Raw genomic sequence first — 12,504 nt, 5'->3', positions numbered from 1 at the left:
AGGCTGGGGGCATGCAGCAGCCGCACGTGCCCACGAGGGGCAGGGCCATGGACGGGACCGCACCCGACACCGCCCCACCCCGCCCCCCGTCCACCCCCGGCGCCGCCCGCGTCCTGGTCGTCGACGACGATGCGACCGTCGCCGAGGTCGTCGCCGGATACCTCGGCCGCGCCGGGTACGTCGTCGACCGGGCCGACGACGGCCCCACCGCCCTCACCCGTGCCGCCGCCCACTGGCCGGACCTGGTGGTGCTCGACCTCATGCTGCCCGGCATGGACGGCCTCGAGGTCTGCCGGCGGCTGCGCGAGCGGGCCCCCGTGCCCGTCGTCATGCTCACCGCCCGCGGCGACGAGGACGACCGCATCCTGGGTCTCGAGGTCGGCGCCGACGACTACGTGACCAAGCCGTTCAGCCCCCGCGAACTGGTGCTGCGGGTGCAGTCGGTGCTCCGGCGCGCCCGCCCCGACGCCGGCACCCGCCCGCTGGCCGCGGCCGGTCTCACCGTCGACCCGACGGCCCGCCGCGCCACCAGGAACGGCACCGAACTCGCTCTCACCCTGCGCGAGTTCGACCTCCTCGCGTTCTTTCTGCGGCACCCCGGACGGGCGTACAGCCGGGAGGACCTGATGCGCGAGGTGTGGGACTGGGAATTCGGCGACCTCTCCACCGTGACCGTCCACGTCCGCCGGCTGCGCGGCAAGGTCGAGGACGACCCGGCCCGGCCGCACCTGATCCAGACGGTGTGGGGCGTCGGCTACCGCTTCGACCCGAGCGGACGGCAGGAGGCGGACTGACGTGCGCGACACCCTCCTCATCGCCCTGTACGCCTTCGCCGGCGCCGCCGCCACGGGCCTGGCCGGGGCTGCCGCGCTCCGGCTGCTGCGCCGCCGCTCGCTCACCGTGTCCCTCGCCGTGGTCGCGGCGGTCGGCGTGGGCGGCGTCCTCGCCGGCACCCTCGCCGTCGCATGGGCGATGTTCCTCTCCCCGCACGACCTGACGGTGGTGACGACGGTCGTCGCGATGGCGGCCGTGGTCTCCCTGGCGACCGCCCTGGTACTGGGCCGCTGGGTCGTCGCCCGCAGCCGTGAACTCGCCATGGCCGCACGCTCCTTCGGCGACGGCGGCGACTTCGCCGTCCCCGCGGCCCCGGCCACCGCCGAACTGGCCGAGGTCAGCCGGGAGCTGGCGGCCACCAGCGCGAGACTCACCGAATCACGGGAGCGGGAACGCATGCTGGAGACCTCCCGCCGGGAACTCGTCGCCTGGATCTCCCACGACCTGCGCACCCCGCTCGCCGGCCTGCGCGCCATGTCGGAGGCCCTGGAGGACGGTGTCGCCGACGACCCCGACCGCTATCTGAAGCAGATCCGCACCGAGGTGGAACGCCTCAACGGCATGGTCGGCGACCTCTTCGAACTCTCCCGCATCCACGCCGGCACGCTCCCGCTGACCCCGTCCCGGATCTCGCTGTACGACCTCGTCGGCGACGCCCTCGCCGGAGCCGGCCCGCTCGCCCGCGCCCACGGCGTACGCCTGGTCGGCGACCGGGTGGCACCGGTCCCGGTCGAGGTCGACGCCAAGGAGATGAGCCGCGTCCTGGGCAACCTGCTGGTCAACGCCATCCGCCGGACGCCCGCCGACGGTACGGTCGCCGTCGCCGCCGAGCGCTCGCCCCACGGGGTCGTCCTCTCCGTGACGGACGGCTGCGGCGGCATCCCCGAGGAGGACCTGGCTCGCGTCTTCGACACCGGCTGGCGCGGCAGCCACGCCCGCACCCCTCCGGCCGGCGCGGGCCTGGGCCTCGCCATCGTGCGCGGCATCGTCGAGGCCCACCAGGGCCGGGCCTCGGTACGCAACATCCCGGGCGGCTGCCGCTTCGAGGTGACGCTGCCTGCGGCCCCGTAGACGCCGGTCACGCCGGTTCCCACGGGGCCGCGGGCGCGGTCACCCGGCGGCCGCGAACTCGCGCATGCCCTCGCTGAACCCGACCTCCGGCTTCCAGCCCAGCTCGGTCCGCAGCCGCGCGGAGTCGGCCGTGATGTGCCGTACGTCCCCCAGCCGGTACTCGCCGGTGACGACGGGCTCCGGCCCGCCGTGGGCGTCGGCCAGCGCGCGGGCCATCTCGCCGACGGTGTGCGGCTCGCCGCTGCCGGTGTTGTACGCGGTGAACGCGCCGGGGGCCGCCCCGGCCTCCAGCGCCACGACATTGGCCGCGGCCACGTCCCGCACGTGCACGAAGTCCCGCCGCTGCCGCCCGTCCTCGAACACCCGGGGCGCCTCGCCGCGGGCGAGCGCGGACCGGAAGAAGGAGGCGACGCCGGCGTAGGGGGTGTCGCGGGGCATCCGGGGGCCGTACACGTTGTGGTAGCGCAGCGAGACCGCGCAACCGCCGGTCGAGCGGGCCCAGGCGGCGGCCAGATGCTCCTGGGCCAGCTTGGTCGTGGCGTACACATTGCGCGGATCGACGGGCGCGTCCTCTCCGACCAGCCCGGGGGCGAGGCCGGCCCGGCACACCGGGCAGAGCGGCTCGAACCGCCCCGCATCCAGATCCGCGACGGCCCGCGGGCCCGGCCGTACGACTCCGTCGCGAGGGCACTCGTACCGCCCCTCCCCGTACACGACCATCGACCCGGCCAGCACGAGACGCCGTACGCCTGCCTCGGCCATGCCCGCGAGCAGTACGGCGGTTCCCAGGTCGTTGCGGGAGACGTACTCCGCCGCGTCCCCGAACCCCACCCCCAGCCCGACCATCGCGGCCTGGTGGCAGACGGCGTCCACGCCGGCCACCGCCCGCGCCACCGCGGCCGGGTCGCGCACGTCGGCGGCCGGATCCGTCCGTACGTCGAGCACGACCGCCTCGTGCCCGCGCGCCGTCAGCGCCTCGACGACATGGGAGCCGATGAACCCGGCACCGCCGGTGACCAGTACACGCATGCACCCACGCTAGGCCCGCCCCGGCCCCGCACCACGCGACCGCGCCCGGTACGTCACGACTCCGTAAGACGCACCGCACCTCCCGCGCGCCGCCGTTCCCCGCCAGGGGTTCACCTTGCGCGTGCCGCCGTTCGCGGCCTCAAGGCGTTCGTGTGCGTGAACGGCGTCGCACAGGCGAACACCTGTGAGACACAGTTCCACCGGCAACAGCCCCGCTAACGCGGCCTCCGGCCTACGGAGAACTCGTTGCCGTCGGGGTCGAGCAGCAGCGCCCGGCCGCCGTCGCCCTCGCCGGTGTCGATGCGCCGTGCGCCGAGCCAGATCAGGCGGTCCACCTCCGCCTCCCCGTCGGCGTCGGCGGGGAGCGCCAGCTCGAAGTACAGCCGGTTCGTGCCCGTCTTCGGCGCCACCGGAGGACCACCCCACGTGATCTTCGTACCGCCGTCCGGCGATTGGATCGCGGTCTCCTGGTCCTGGTCCCAGACCAGCGGCCACCGCAGCGCCTCGCTCCAGAAGTAGCCGACCTCCTGCGTACCGTCGCAGGCCAGCGCTCCGATGAAGCCGGTGCCGGCGAGGAACTCGTTGCCCGCCTCGATGACGCAGAACTCGTTGCCCTCCGGATCGGCGAGCACCACATGCCCCTCTTCAGGGAGTTGGCCCACGTCGATGTGTCTGCCGCCGAACTCCAGCGCCCTGGCCACCGTCTGCCGCTGATCCTTCGGGGAGGTGCTCGTCAGGTCGAAGTGCGCCCGGTTCTGGCCGGTCTTCGGCACCTGGCTCGGCACGAAACGAATCCGGAACCCGGCCCTGTCAGGGGGCAGGATCGCGACGTCGTCGTCCGGACCGTCCGCCAACTCCCAGCCCAGGAGTGCGGACCAGAACCGTGCCAGGCCCGCGGGCCGGGTCGCGTTGAAGCAGATCGCGAACAGTTGACTCGTCATAGCCCGTGCATCTCCGATCCACTGACGGCCGATAGGGCGGCTCGCCCCTTCGCGAGCGCAGCCTAGGGCGGCCGCGCGGCACCCGCATCCGGGTTTCCGTCGCGAAGACCGGTTCCCCACAAGACGACGATCGTGCGGAACACCGCTGTGGTGCACGGCACCGGCTGAATCCCGTCGCGCCGGGACGGCAGCCGGTTCGCCCACGGGGCGCGCGGCGGGGGCACGGCCGGCTGCGCGGGCGGTCGGGTCCAGGTCGAGGAGCCGGCTCACGTGCAGCCGGAGAGGTGCCGGCCGGACCGCCGAGCGTGCGGCCGACCGCATGTCCGCGCGTCGGAAGCCGGCCGGCGGCCGGGATCCGTCATCCTGTCGGCACCCGGCCCTGTCCGAATCCCATTCGCCGGGGCCGTCGGGGACTGGCCGGTGCGGACGTCCCCTCCCTACCGTGAGGGGCGTACCGCCTCCTCGTGTGATGCCGCCGCGGGCCGCACCGGACAGGGCCCGGGCCAGGGAAGGAGAACGGCTGCATGACCCCGCCGCCTCGGAACGCGCACGATACGCCGGGCGCCGCCCCCTCCCCGTCGGCGCCCGTCGCCACCGCCGGTCCGGCGCTGCTCGACGAGGCGCGCCGGCTGGCCCCCGAAGCGGTCGCGCTGCGCCGCGCCCTGCACCGCGGCCCGGAGCGGGGCCTCGACCTGCCGGCCACCCAGCGCCTGATCCTCGACGCGCTCGACGGCCTCGGCCTGGAGATCCGCACCGGCCGCACCCTGTCCTCCGTCACTGCGGTCCTCACCGGAGCCGCCGACGGTCCGACGATCCTGCTGCGCGCCGACATGGACGCGCTGCCGGTCACCGAGGACACCGGGCTGCCGTTCGCCTCCGGGAACCCCGGGCTGATGCACGCCTGCGGGCACGACGCCCACATGGCGATGCTGGTGGGCGCGGCACGGCTGCTCGCCGGGCGGCGCGCAGCGCTGCCCGGACGCGTGGTGTTCATGTTCCAGCCGGGCGAGGAGAGCCATCACGGAGCCCGGCACATGATCGAGGAGGGGGTGCTGGAGGCGTCCGGCAGCCGGGCCGACGCCGCCTTCGCTCTCCACGTGCACCCCAACATGCCCGCCGGTGTGCTGCGGTTGCGCCCCGGGCCGCAGATGGCGGCCTCCGACCGGTTCCGGGTGCTCGTGCGCGGGCGCGGCGGCCATGCCTCGGCGCCGCACACCACCTGCGACCCGGTGCCCGTGGCCTGCGAGATCGTCCTCGCCCTGCAGACGATGGTCACCCGCAGCCTGGCCACCGACGACAGTGCCGTCCTCAGCGTGACCCGGCTGGAGGCGGGCACCGCCCCCGGCATCATCCCGGACACCGCCGAACTGGGCGGCACCCTGCGCACCCTGTCCCAGCCGACCCGGCAGCGGCTGCACGAGGCGATCGCCCGGGTCGCCCACGGCGTGGCCGCCGCGCACGGAGCGACGGCGGAGCCGGCGATCGAAACCGGCTATCCGGTCACCGTCAACGACACCGAGTTCACGGACTTCGTCCGGCGTACCGTCACCGAAGCCCTCGGCGCCGACGCGGTGGACGTCCTGCCGAACGCGCAGATGACGGCGGAGGACTTCTCCTACGTCCTCCAGGAGGTCCCCGGCGCCCTGGCCTTCCTCGGCGCGTGCCCGCCGGGACCGGCTCCGGACGAGGCCCCGTCACTGCACTCGTCCCGCATGCGCATCGACGAGGACGTGATCACCACCGGCATCGCCTGCGAGGCCGCCGTGGCCCTGGCGTTCCTCACCGACCGAGGCCCGGCACCGGCGCAGTGACCTTGCCCCGCCCGGCGGCCGTGCGCTTGTCCGGCGGCCGTGCGTTTGCCCGGCGGCCGTGTGCTTGTCCGGCGGCCGTGCGTTTGTCCGGCGGCCGTTCGCTTGCCCCGCGACCGTTCGCTTGCCCCGCGACCGTGGGCTTGCCCCGCGACCGGCGATGCCGGCCGTCGCGTCAGTACCTCGGCCCGGCGTGGGGCGACTCGAAACGCCGTGGGACGGTCAGCGCCGCGAACTCACCGGCCGTAGAACCTGGTGCCCGTTCCGGGCCGGGGCCTTCGTTCGTCGGCCGTGAGCCCGCGCAGTGACCAGAGCCCGTACAGCGCCAGCAGCGGTTTGGCGATCAGCCACTCGCCGGGGCGGTAGTCCTCCGCGCGTACCAGCTTGTCGGCCAGATCCGGGCGTTGACGCCGCAGGTACGCGCGGGCCTTGAGCGCGTGTGCCGGCTGGGAGGCGATCTTGATGCGGTCGACGTCCTCGAGCAGCGGGATCACGTTCGTGATGTTCTCCCATGTCGTCCCGCTTCGGTCTTCCACGAGCAGTGTGCCGTCGAACGCGAGCACCGACTTCGCGTAGTCGGCCATCAACCGGGCCTCCGCATCGCCTCCGCCGGCCGCACCGCCGCTGAGGACGACGCGGGTGTCACGCGCCCTGTCACCGGCGATGGAGCGAATGCCTGCACGGACCCGCCAGCGGTTGACGAGGTTCGCCGTCGCCTGCGGGTTGCGGTAGCCCAGCACGACCACGGCTTCGGTAGTGCCCCCCTGGTGGCCCACGAGAGTCCGGGACCAGCGCCGGTTCAACCACTCACCCCAAACCAGTGCTGCCGCTGCCCCCGCTGCCGCCAGTGCCGTCCGCCGTCGCATGCGGGGACTCTACGGCGCCTCGGTGCCGAGCGGTGAAGACACCGGCCGACCGCACACGACGCGCCCCGCCCGCTGCATCGTGTCGGGGTCTCGGGGGTCTCGGGGGTGTTGGGGCGTCCGGGGCCGTCGGGGGAGCGGAGGGGCATCGAGGCTTCCCCTACCCGTCGCCGGTCTGTTCTGCCGGCCCACCGGACTCTTCGCGTCCACTCGCTCACGCACGGTTCGGACCGTGCCGGACCGCGTCCAGGTGTGGGCTCCCTCGGTCTTGGACGACCATGGATGGAGACAGACGCCCGCCGACGGAGCACGCGCCGAGGCGCCGGGCGGGAAGGACAATGAGGCATGGGCAAGACGGGCTCCTCCCGAGCAGGGGACGGCCGGTCGGTGGCGGGTCCGGCCGCGCCGCCCAGCGGCCTGCTCGATCTGCTGAGTGTCGCCGCGGTGGTGCTCAACGCGGAGGGCCAGGTGGTCTTCTGGAGTTCCCGGGCCGATGACCTGTTCGGCTACACCGCATCGGAGGCGCTGGGCCAGTTCGCGGCCCAGCTCACGATCCACGAGGAACACCGGGACGAAGTGATCAAGCTGTTCGCCGACGTCATGGAGTCCGGCACCGACTGGGCCGGAGTCTTCCCGATCCGGCACAAGGACGGCAGCACCCGCCTGGTGGAGTTCCGCAACATGCGGCTGCTGGACGACCTCGGTGACACCTACGCCCTCGGCCTCGCCGCGGACCAGGCCACCGTCGAGCGGGTCGAGCGAGATGCGGCCCTCGCCATGCGGCTGGTGTCCCAGTCCCCGGTCGGCCTGGCCATCCTGGACCCGGACCTGAGGTACCTGGCCGTGAATCCCGCTCTCGAACGCCTCACGGGCCAGTCCGCCGCCGAGCGTCTCGGCCGGTCGGCCGGCGAGGTGCTGACCTTCCTGGACACGGACCCCGAGGCACGCCTGCGCCATGTCCTGGAGACGGGCGAGTCGGTCGTGGACAGGCAGATCGTCTGCCGTCCCCCCGGTGACCCCGACCACGACCACGCCTGGTCCGTCTCGTACTACCGGCTGGAGGATTCCGGTGGGCGGGTACTCGGCCTGGCCTATTCCGTCATCGATGTCACCGAGCGCCATCGAGCCGCTGCGGAGGCGACGCAGGCCCGGCAGCGGCTGGCGCTGATCGCCGGCGCCACCGCCTCCGTGGGTACCACCCTCGACCTGGACACGACAGCACGCGAGCTGGCCGACATCGTCGTACCGCTGCTCGCCGACGTCGCTGCCGTGGACGTGCTCGACAGCGCACTGGAGGGCCGGACCGCGTCCCACACGGGGCCCGCCCGGTTCCGTGCGCTCGCCGTGCGCGCGGCCCATGCCTCGGAGGCGGTGTGCGCGGCCGATCCCCTCGGGGAACTCGCCGCCTACGACGACGACCGCCTGATCTCCCGGTGCATGCGTACCTGCGAACCGGTTCTGGTGGCCCGTGCCACCCCCCGAGATCTGCGGCGCATCGCCCGCCATGGTGACGCCGCCACCCTCCTGGCTGCGGCCGGCGTGCACTCCTACCTGGCCGTACCGCTCGTGGCGAGAGGCGAGGTGCTCGGTGTCCTGGACCTCAAGCGCACCCGCAATCCGGCGCCCTTCGACGACGACGACGCGTTGCTCGCGTGCGAGCTGGCCGCCCGTGCCGCGGTCTGCATCGACAACGCGCGCGGATACCGGATCCAGCGCCACGCGGCCCTCACCCTCCAGCGCAGCCTGCTTCCCGACCCCCCGACACGCGTCCCGGGCCTGGAGATCGCCTGCCGTTACCAGCCCGCGGGCGCCACGAGCGAGATCGGCGGCGACTGGTACGACGCCATACCCCTCCAGGGGGACAAGACCGCCCTGGTCGTCGGGGACGTCATGGGCAACGGCATCAACGCCGCCGCCACCATGGGCCAACTCCGCACCGCCACCCGCGCATTCGCCGAACTCGACCTGGAACCCGCCGAGGCCCTGCGCCATCTCGATCACCTGACCGAGGGCATCGAGCAGACCATCACCACCTGCATCTACTGCGTCCACGACCCTCACCGCGGCCGGTGCCAGATCTGCCTCGCCGGTCACCTGCCACCAGCCCTCATGCGTGCCGGCCGGGCAGCGCAACTGCTCGACCTGCCCACCGGCGCACCGCTCGGCGTGGGCGGGGTCCCCTTCGAGGTCGGCACCATCGCCTTCCGCCCCGGTGACCAACTCGTCCTCTACACCGATGGCTTGGTCGAGACCCGCAGCGAGTCCATCGACGCCCGGCTGAACACGCTCCTCGACGTCCTCACCGAGACCCGCGGTCAGAGCCTCGAAGACACCTGCGATCACATACTCGAGGTGCTGCGGCCGCCCGGTGGCGAGGACGACGTCGCTCTGCTCATCGCCCGAGCCCGGCCCTGAGCGACCTCGGGGGGCGAGGGTGTTGAGAGAGTCCTGCCGGGCTTGGTGGTTGGTCAGTGCCGCGTTCGATGATGTCGATGACGTGTCGGCCGGCGTCGTGGGCCTGGGTGGGGCGGAGGCCGCGCAGGGGGCCGTCGATGAGGATGACGGCGAGTGGTGCGTTGCGGAGGTCGCCGTGGCGGTAGGTGTCCCGCTTCGGCTTGCCGTTCCCGGTTCCTCACCCTGACCGGAACCAGGACCTTCGACTCCCAGGTGGTCCTCCTCCGTCACGATCGGGCCGGCCGGACCGCTCGCCGGAGCCGCCCCGACGGGCGGGGCGGGGGCGACCGATGAGTTTCGCCGCGGTCAGCAGTCAGAGATCACGGCGGGTGCGCCGCGGCGGCGCGTGTGCTCGAAGCGTGCACCGGCTGAACCTTCCGTACCCAGACACGAGATACCGAGGAACGTGACAGATGCGTCCCCTGACCAGCACTGCTTCCGTGTCCCTCGACGGTGTCGTGGAGCCCCTCTCCGACGTCGTCCGCTGACACCTCCCGCACCCCGAGCACGCACACCGACAGAAGGAAAGAACCCGACATGACCGCTACACCCAAAGGCCCTGCCAGCTACTTCCCCTCGATCGAGAAAAAGTACGGCCGCCCGATCATGGAATGGAAGGATCTCATCCGCTCTTCACCCCTGACCAAGCACATGGAACTCGTCACCTGGCTGAAGACCGAACACGGCCTGGGGCACGGCCACGCCAACGCTCTCGTCGCCCACACCCTCGCCGAAGACGCCGGTAGATGAGCCACCCTCGGCGGGAACTCGTCGCCCAGTGGCCTGGCGGTCACGGACGAAGCCGGAGCCGGATCGCGGCGACGGTGAGCGTCCCGTTGAAAGGCGACGGTGAGCGTCCCGTCGAACAACGTACGCCTGCTTCCCGTACCTGGTGGCCACCGCCCGGAAGCCCTTGAGCGCCACGCCGATGTCTAGGCGGTCTCCTCAGGCGGCCGGCAGGTGATCTCGTCGCGGGGGGCGTAGTGCGTGCGGTACGGCTCCCGCTTCACTTCCCGGCCGTCGTCGGAGAAGACCCGCTCCACGGTGACGTCGAAGCCCTCCAGCGGCGTCTGCGGAACGCACTGCTTGTCCGTGTTCACCTTCTCCGCCGGCTGCACCACCTCGGTGCGGGGGCCCTTGACCGAGTCGATCCGGTCGTACTTCTTGGTGCCGAGGAAGGTGACGGTCACGGAGGTGTCGGTGGACTCGGCCTGGACGTAGAGGGCGTTGCCGGAGTCGTTCTTGAACCTCAGGTCCAGGCTGCCCCAGGCGACCGTCGCCTCACGTCCCTCGGGATAACGCTCGATGTAGAAGGAGTGGGCGCCGTGCTCCACCAACTGCACCCCGGCGAAGAACGCCGCGTTGTAGACGGTGGTGGCCACGGTGGAGACCCCGCCGCCGGACGCCTTCGTGAACTCGTTGTCGAAGATGATGACGCCCTCGACGAAGCCGTTGGCCTCGGTGCGCTCGCCCACGGTCCGGTTGAGGCTCCAGGTCTCGTTCGGCATGACGACGGAGCCGTTGATGAGCTCCGCGGCGCGGCCGATGTTCTTGGTGCGGTAGGGAGCCTTTTCGAAGTTGACGGTGAAGGAGGACACCTTCTCCTTCAGCCCCAGCTGCGCGGCGTTCTCGCTGGTCACCTCCGGCTGGATCGTGCGCGTGGCCAGCTCGCCGGTGCGCGCGCCGGGGCCCTGCCCGGTGAGCAGCGGCAGTACGGCCTTGCGCACGGCCTCGTCGGTGACCTCGTGGCCGGGCCTGTCGTCCCCGGCCACCACGACCTTGTCACCGTCGAGCCGCAGCCTGGCATTCTCGGGCTTGTTGGTGATGCCGGCCAGGGGGCCGGCCAGTTCGGGTGCGGAGCGCAGGGCCTTGCCGTCGAGCCTCGGTTTCAGCCTGCCGGTGTCGTCCGGTCGCATCGTGAGGTAGCGGCTCAGGACGTCCTGGCTGATCGTGAACCGCCTGTCACCCACAGTGAGTGTGACGGGTGCCGACACGGCCGGCCGCGCGAACTCGCGCACCGCCCGCTGCACCTCCTCCGCCGTGACCCCGGGCTTCGTCTCCCAGGCCGGCAGCGCCGTGACGGCGCCGGTGCTGCCGTGCTGGAAGGAATCGCGCAGGGTGCCGACGGCAGCGTCCACGTCGAGCGCGTAACCGCGGCGCGGGGCTACCTGCCCGACCCGGCCGTCCGTGAAGGTGACCGCCCCGTCACGGACCTTCTGGTTGAGCGTGGTGCCCAGCTTCATCAGGGCGGCGCGGGCCTTGTCCTCGTCGACATGTACGACGGGCTCGATGTCACCGCCGTCGGAGCGGAAGAGCCCGCCGATGGCGCCGAGCGGATCCGAGCCGGTGCGCGCCGCCCGGTCGACGGTCTCCTCGACGTCGAAGCTGAGTCCGGCTTGGCGCGGGTCGACCGCCCCCCTGCGGTCGCCGACCTTCACGGACAGTTCCTCCGAGCCGGCTGCCGCCAGCTGCTCCTCCAGCTTCTGGGTGGCTTCCGCGCGGCTCAGCCCCCCGATGTCCACACCGCGCACGGTCGTACCCGCCTCGATGTCCCCGCCCGTGAGCAACAGCCCGGTGAGATACAGGCCGCCCAGGCCGACGGCCAGGGTGCCGCCGGCCAGGGCGGTGGGGGGAGCGAACGCTACGCGCGGGATGGACGGTATGCGAGAACGCATGGGTCTCCTGGACGATCGATACAAGACAGGCACATCAAACTATCCAGAAACGGGCGTACGTCGTATATGTCCCACGTCACGCGGAGCCTTCCACGGCAGCCGCGAAGCGCCACGGCCCCCGTATTCTCCCGGTCGGAGGCCACCGTGACCTTGACCACCCCGGGGCGTTCTCCGTACGACGACGTTCCCGCGCGACGGCGGTGTCGCCGCCGCTCATGGCCCGGGTGCCTGTCAGGTCCAGAGGTCCCGGCTCGTGCACACGCGTGCGCCCATGTTCCGCTCCATCATCTGCAGTGCCGCCTCGGCGAGGTCCTCGTGGATGCGCGCGACGGCGTCCCTGGGGATGATCACCTGGAAATGACGGATGTGAGCATCGAGCGCGGAATAGAGCACGCACTGTTCGGTGACCTGTCCGCAGAGGACCAGCCGCTCGATGCCCTGCTGCTGCAGCAGGTACTGCAGCGGGGTCTCGAAGAAGATCGAGTGACGCGCTTTGAGGACGAAGAGGGAGTCGGCATCGGGCTTCAACGGTTCCACGAGATGGGCGTGGGGCCCTGAGAGGGCGTGGTTGAGCAGCTCACCGTGATGGGAGCGCCACTCCCCGAAATTGTCGTTGACGTAGATGACCGGTACCGAGCAGCGTCGTGCGCGCCCCGCGAGGTCGGCGATCACCGGAACGACCGAACCGGCCGAGGGGAGCAGCAGTTCGGCGTCCTCGTGGTCGTACGTATTGATCATGTCGATGACGATCAGCGCATCTTTGCTCACGGGATCACGTTCCCATCCGAGGTGACAGGCAGCTTCCGAGAGCCCGCCGGAGGTGTCCGGT

10 protein-coding genes are annotated in these 12,504 nt (G+C 72.1%); 5 read left to right on the top strand and 5 right to left on the bottom strand.

Annotation, left to right across the window (positions count from 1 at the left end; translation table 11 throughout):
* The first annotated feature begins 47 nt into the window (after positions 1–47).
* Together ACZ4SF_RS09620 and ACZ4SF_RS09615 are read left to right on the top strand one after the other, a co-directional pair.
* On the top strand, positions 48–794 hold the full coding sequence (locus ACZ4SF_RS09620) for a response regulator transcription factor (RefSeq protein ID WP_468380619.1): 747 nt from the start codon (positions 48–50) through the stop codon (positions 792–794).
* Position 795: 1 nt separating this feature from the next.
* Complete coding sequence (locus tag ACZ4SF_RS09615) at positions 796–1,905, top strand: sensor histidine kinase (RefSeq protein WP_468380616.1); 1,110 nt, start codon at positions 796–798, stop codon at positions 1,903–1,905.
* 39 nt (positions 1,906–1,944) lie between these two features.
* Here the strand turns inward: ACZ4SF_RS09615 and ACZ4SF_RS09610 are convergent, their stop codons facing one another.
* Together ACZ4SF_RS09610 and ACZ4SF_RS09605 are read right to left on the bottom strand one after the other, a co-directional pair.
* Positions 1,945–2,934 (bottom strand): NAD-dependent epimerase/dehydratase family protein, encoded by a 990-nt coding sequence (locus ACZ4SF_RS09610; RefSeq protein ID WP_468380613.1) that lies wholly within the window; start codon positions 2,932–2,934, stop codon positions 1,945–1,947.
* A gap of 215 nt (positions 2,935–3,149) precedes the next feature.
* Positions 3,150–3,875 (bottom strand): VOC family protein, encoded by a 726-nt coding sequence (locus ACZ4SF_RS09605; protein ID WP_468380612.1) that lies wholly within the window; start codon positions 3,873–3,875, stop codon positions 3,150–3,152.
* 524 nt (positions 3,876–4,399) lie between these two features.
* On the opposite strand from ACZ4SF_RS09605, the gene ACZ4SF_RS09600 reads away from it, so the two are divergent.
* Positions 4,400–5,686 (top strand): M20 metallopeptidase family protein, encoded by a 1,287-nt coding sequence (locus ACZ4SF_RS09600; RefSeq protein WP_468380609.1) that lies wholly within the window; start codon positions 4,400–4,402, stop codon positions 5,684–5,686.
* A 233-nt stretch (positions 5,687–5,919) separates the two neighbouring features.
* On the opposite strand, the gene ACZ4SF_RS09595 is transcribed toward ACZ4SF_RS09600, so the two are convergent.
* Positions 5,920–6,549 carry an ElyC/SanA/YdcF family protein gene (locus tag ACZ4SF_RS09595; RefSeq protein WP_468380606.1) on the bottom strand — a complete coding sequence of 210 codons (630 nt, stop codon included), beginning with the start codon at positions 6,547–6,549 and terminating at the stop codon, positions 5,920–5,922.
* A 342-nt stretch (positions 6,550–6,891) separates the two neighbouring features.
* Between ACZ4SF_RS09595 and ACZ4SF_RS09590 the strand changes: the two genes are divergently transcribed.
* On the top strand, positions 6,892–8,961 hold the full coding sequence (locus ACZ4SF_RS09590) for a SpoIIE family protein phosphatase (protein ID WP_468380603.1): 2,070 nt from the start codon (positions 6,892–6,894) through the stop codon (positions 8,959–8,961).
* A 576-nt stretch (positions 8,962–9,537) separates the two neighbouring features.
* A complete protein-coding gene (locus ACZ4SF_RS09585; RefSeq protein ID WP_468380600.1) occupies positions 9,538–9,750 on the top strand; it encodes a DUF4287 domain-containing protein in 213 nt (70 codons plus the stop codon).
* 182 nt (positions 9,751–9,932) lie between these two features.
* Here ACZ4SF_RS09585 and ACZ4SF_RS09580 read toward each other — a convergent pair whose 3' ends face one another.
* The gene (locus tag ACZ4SF_RS09580) at positions 9,933–11,675 is read right to left on the bottom strand and encodes a VanW family protein (RefSeq protein WP_468380597.1); all 1,743 of its coding nucleotides are present in this window, start codon (positions 11,673–11,675) and stop codon (positions 9,933–9,935) included.
* 231 nt (positions 11,676–11,906) lie between these two features.
* Positions 11,907–12,443 carry a cysteine hydrolase family protein gene (locus ACZ4SF_RS09575; protein WP_468380595.1) on the bottom strand — a complete coding sequence of 179 codons (537 nt, stop codon included), beginning with the start codon at positions 12,441–12,443 and terminating at the stop codon, positions 11,907–11,909.
* Between the last annotated feature and the right edge of the window lie 61 nt (positions 12,444–12,504).

Source organism: Streptomyces sp. NPDC027663 (assembly GCF_055566415.1).
This window is presented reverse-complemented; position numbering and strand designations above follow the sequence as displayed.

Coding starts and splice junctions, on each gene's coding strand:
- ACZ4SF_RS09620 (WP_468380619.1), top strand. CDS start 48: ATGGACGGGACCGCACCCGACACCGCCCCACCCCGCCCCCCGTCCACC.
- ACZ4SF_RS09610 (WP_468380613.1), bottom strand. CDS start 2,934: ATGCGTGTACTGGTCACCGGCGGTGCCGGGTTCATCGGCTCCCATGTC.
- ACZ4SF_RS09605 (WP_468380612.1), bottom strand. CDS start 3,875: ATGACGAGTCAACTGTTCGCGATCTGCTTCAACGCGACCCGGCCCGCG.
- ACZ4SF_RS09600 (WP_468380609.1), top strand. CDS start 4,400: ATGACCCCGCCGCCTCGGAACGCGCACGATACGCCGGGCGCCGCCCCC.
- ACZ4SF_RS09595 (WP_468380606.1), bottom strand. CDS start 6,549: ATGCGACGGCGGACGGCACTGGCGGCAGCGGGGGCAGCGGCAGCACTG.
- ACZ4SF_RS09590 (WP_468380603.1), top strand. CDS start 6,892: ATGGGCAAGACGGGCTCCTCCCGAGCAGGGGACGGCCGGTCGGTGGCG.
- ACZ4SF_RS09585 (WP_468380600.1), top strand. CDS start 9,538: ATGACCGCTACACCCAAAGGCCCTGCCAGCTACTTCCCCTCGATCGAG.
- ACZ4SF_RS09580 (WP_468380597.1), bottom strand. CDS start 11,675: ATGCGTTCTCGCATACCGTCCATCCCGCGCGTAGCGTTCGCTCCCCCC.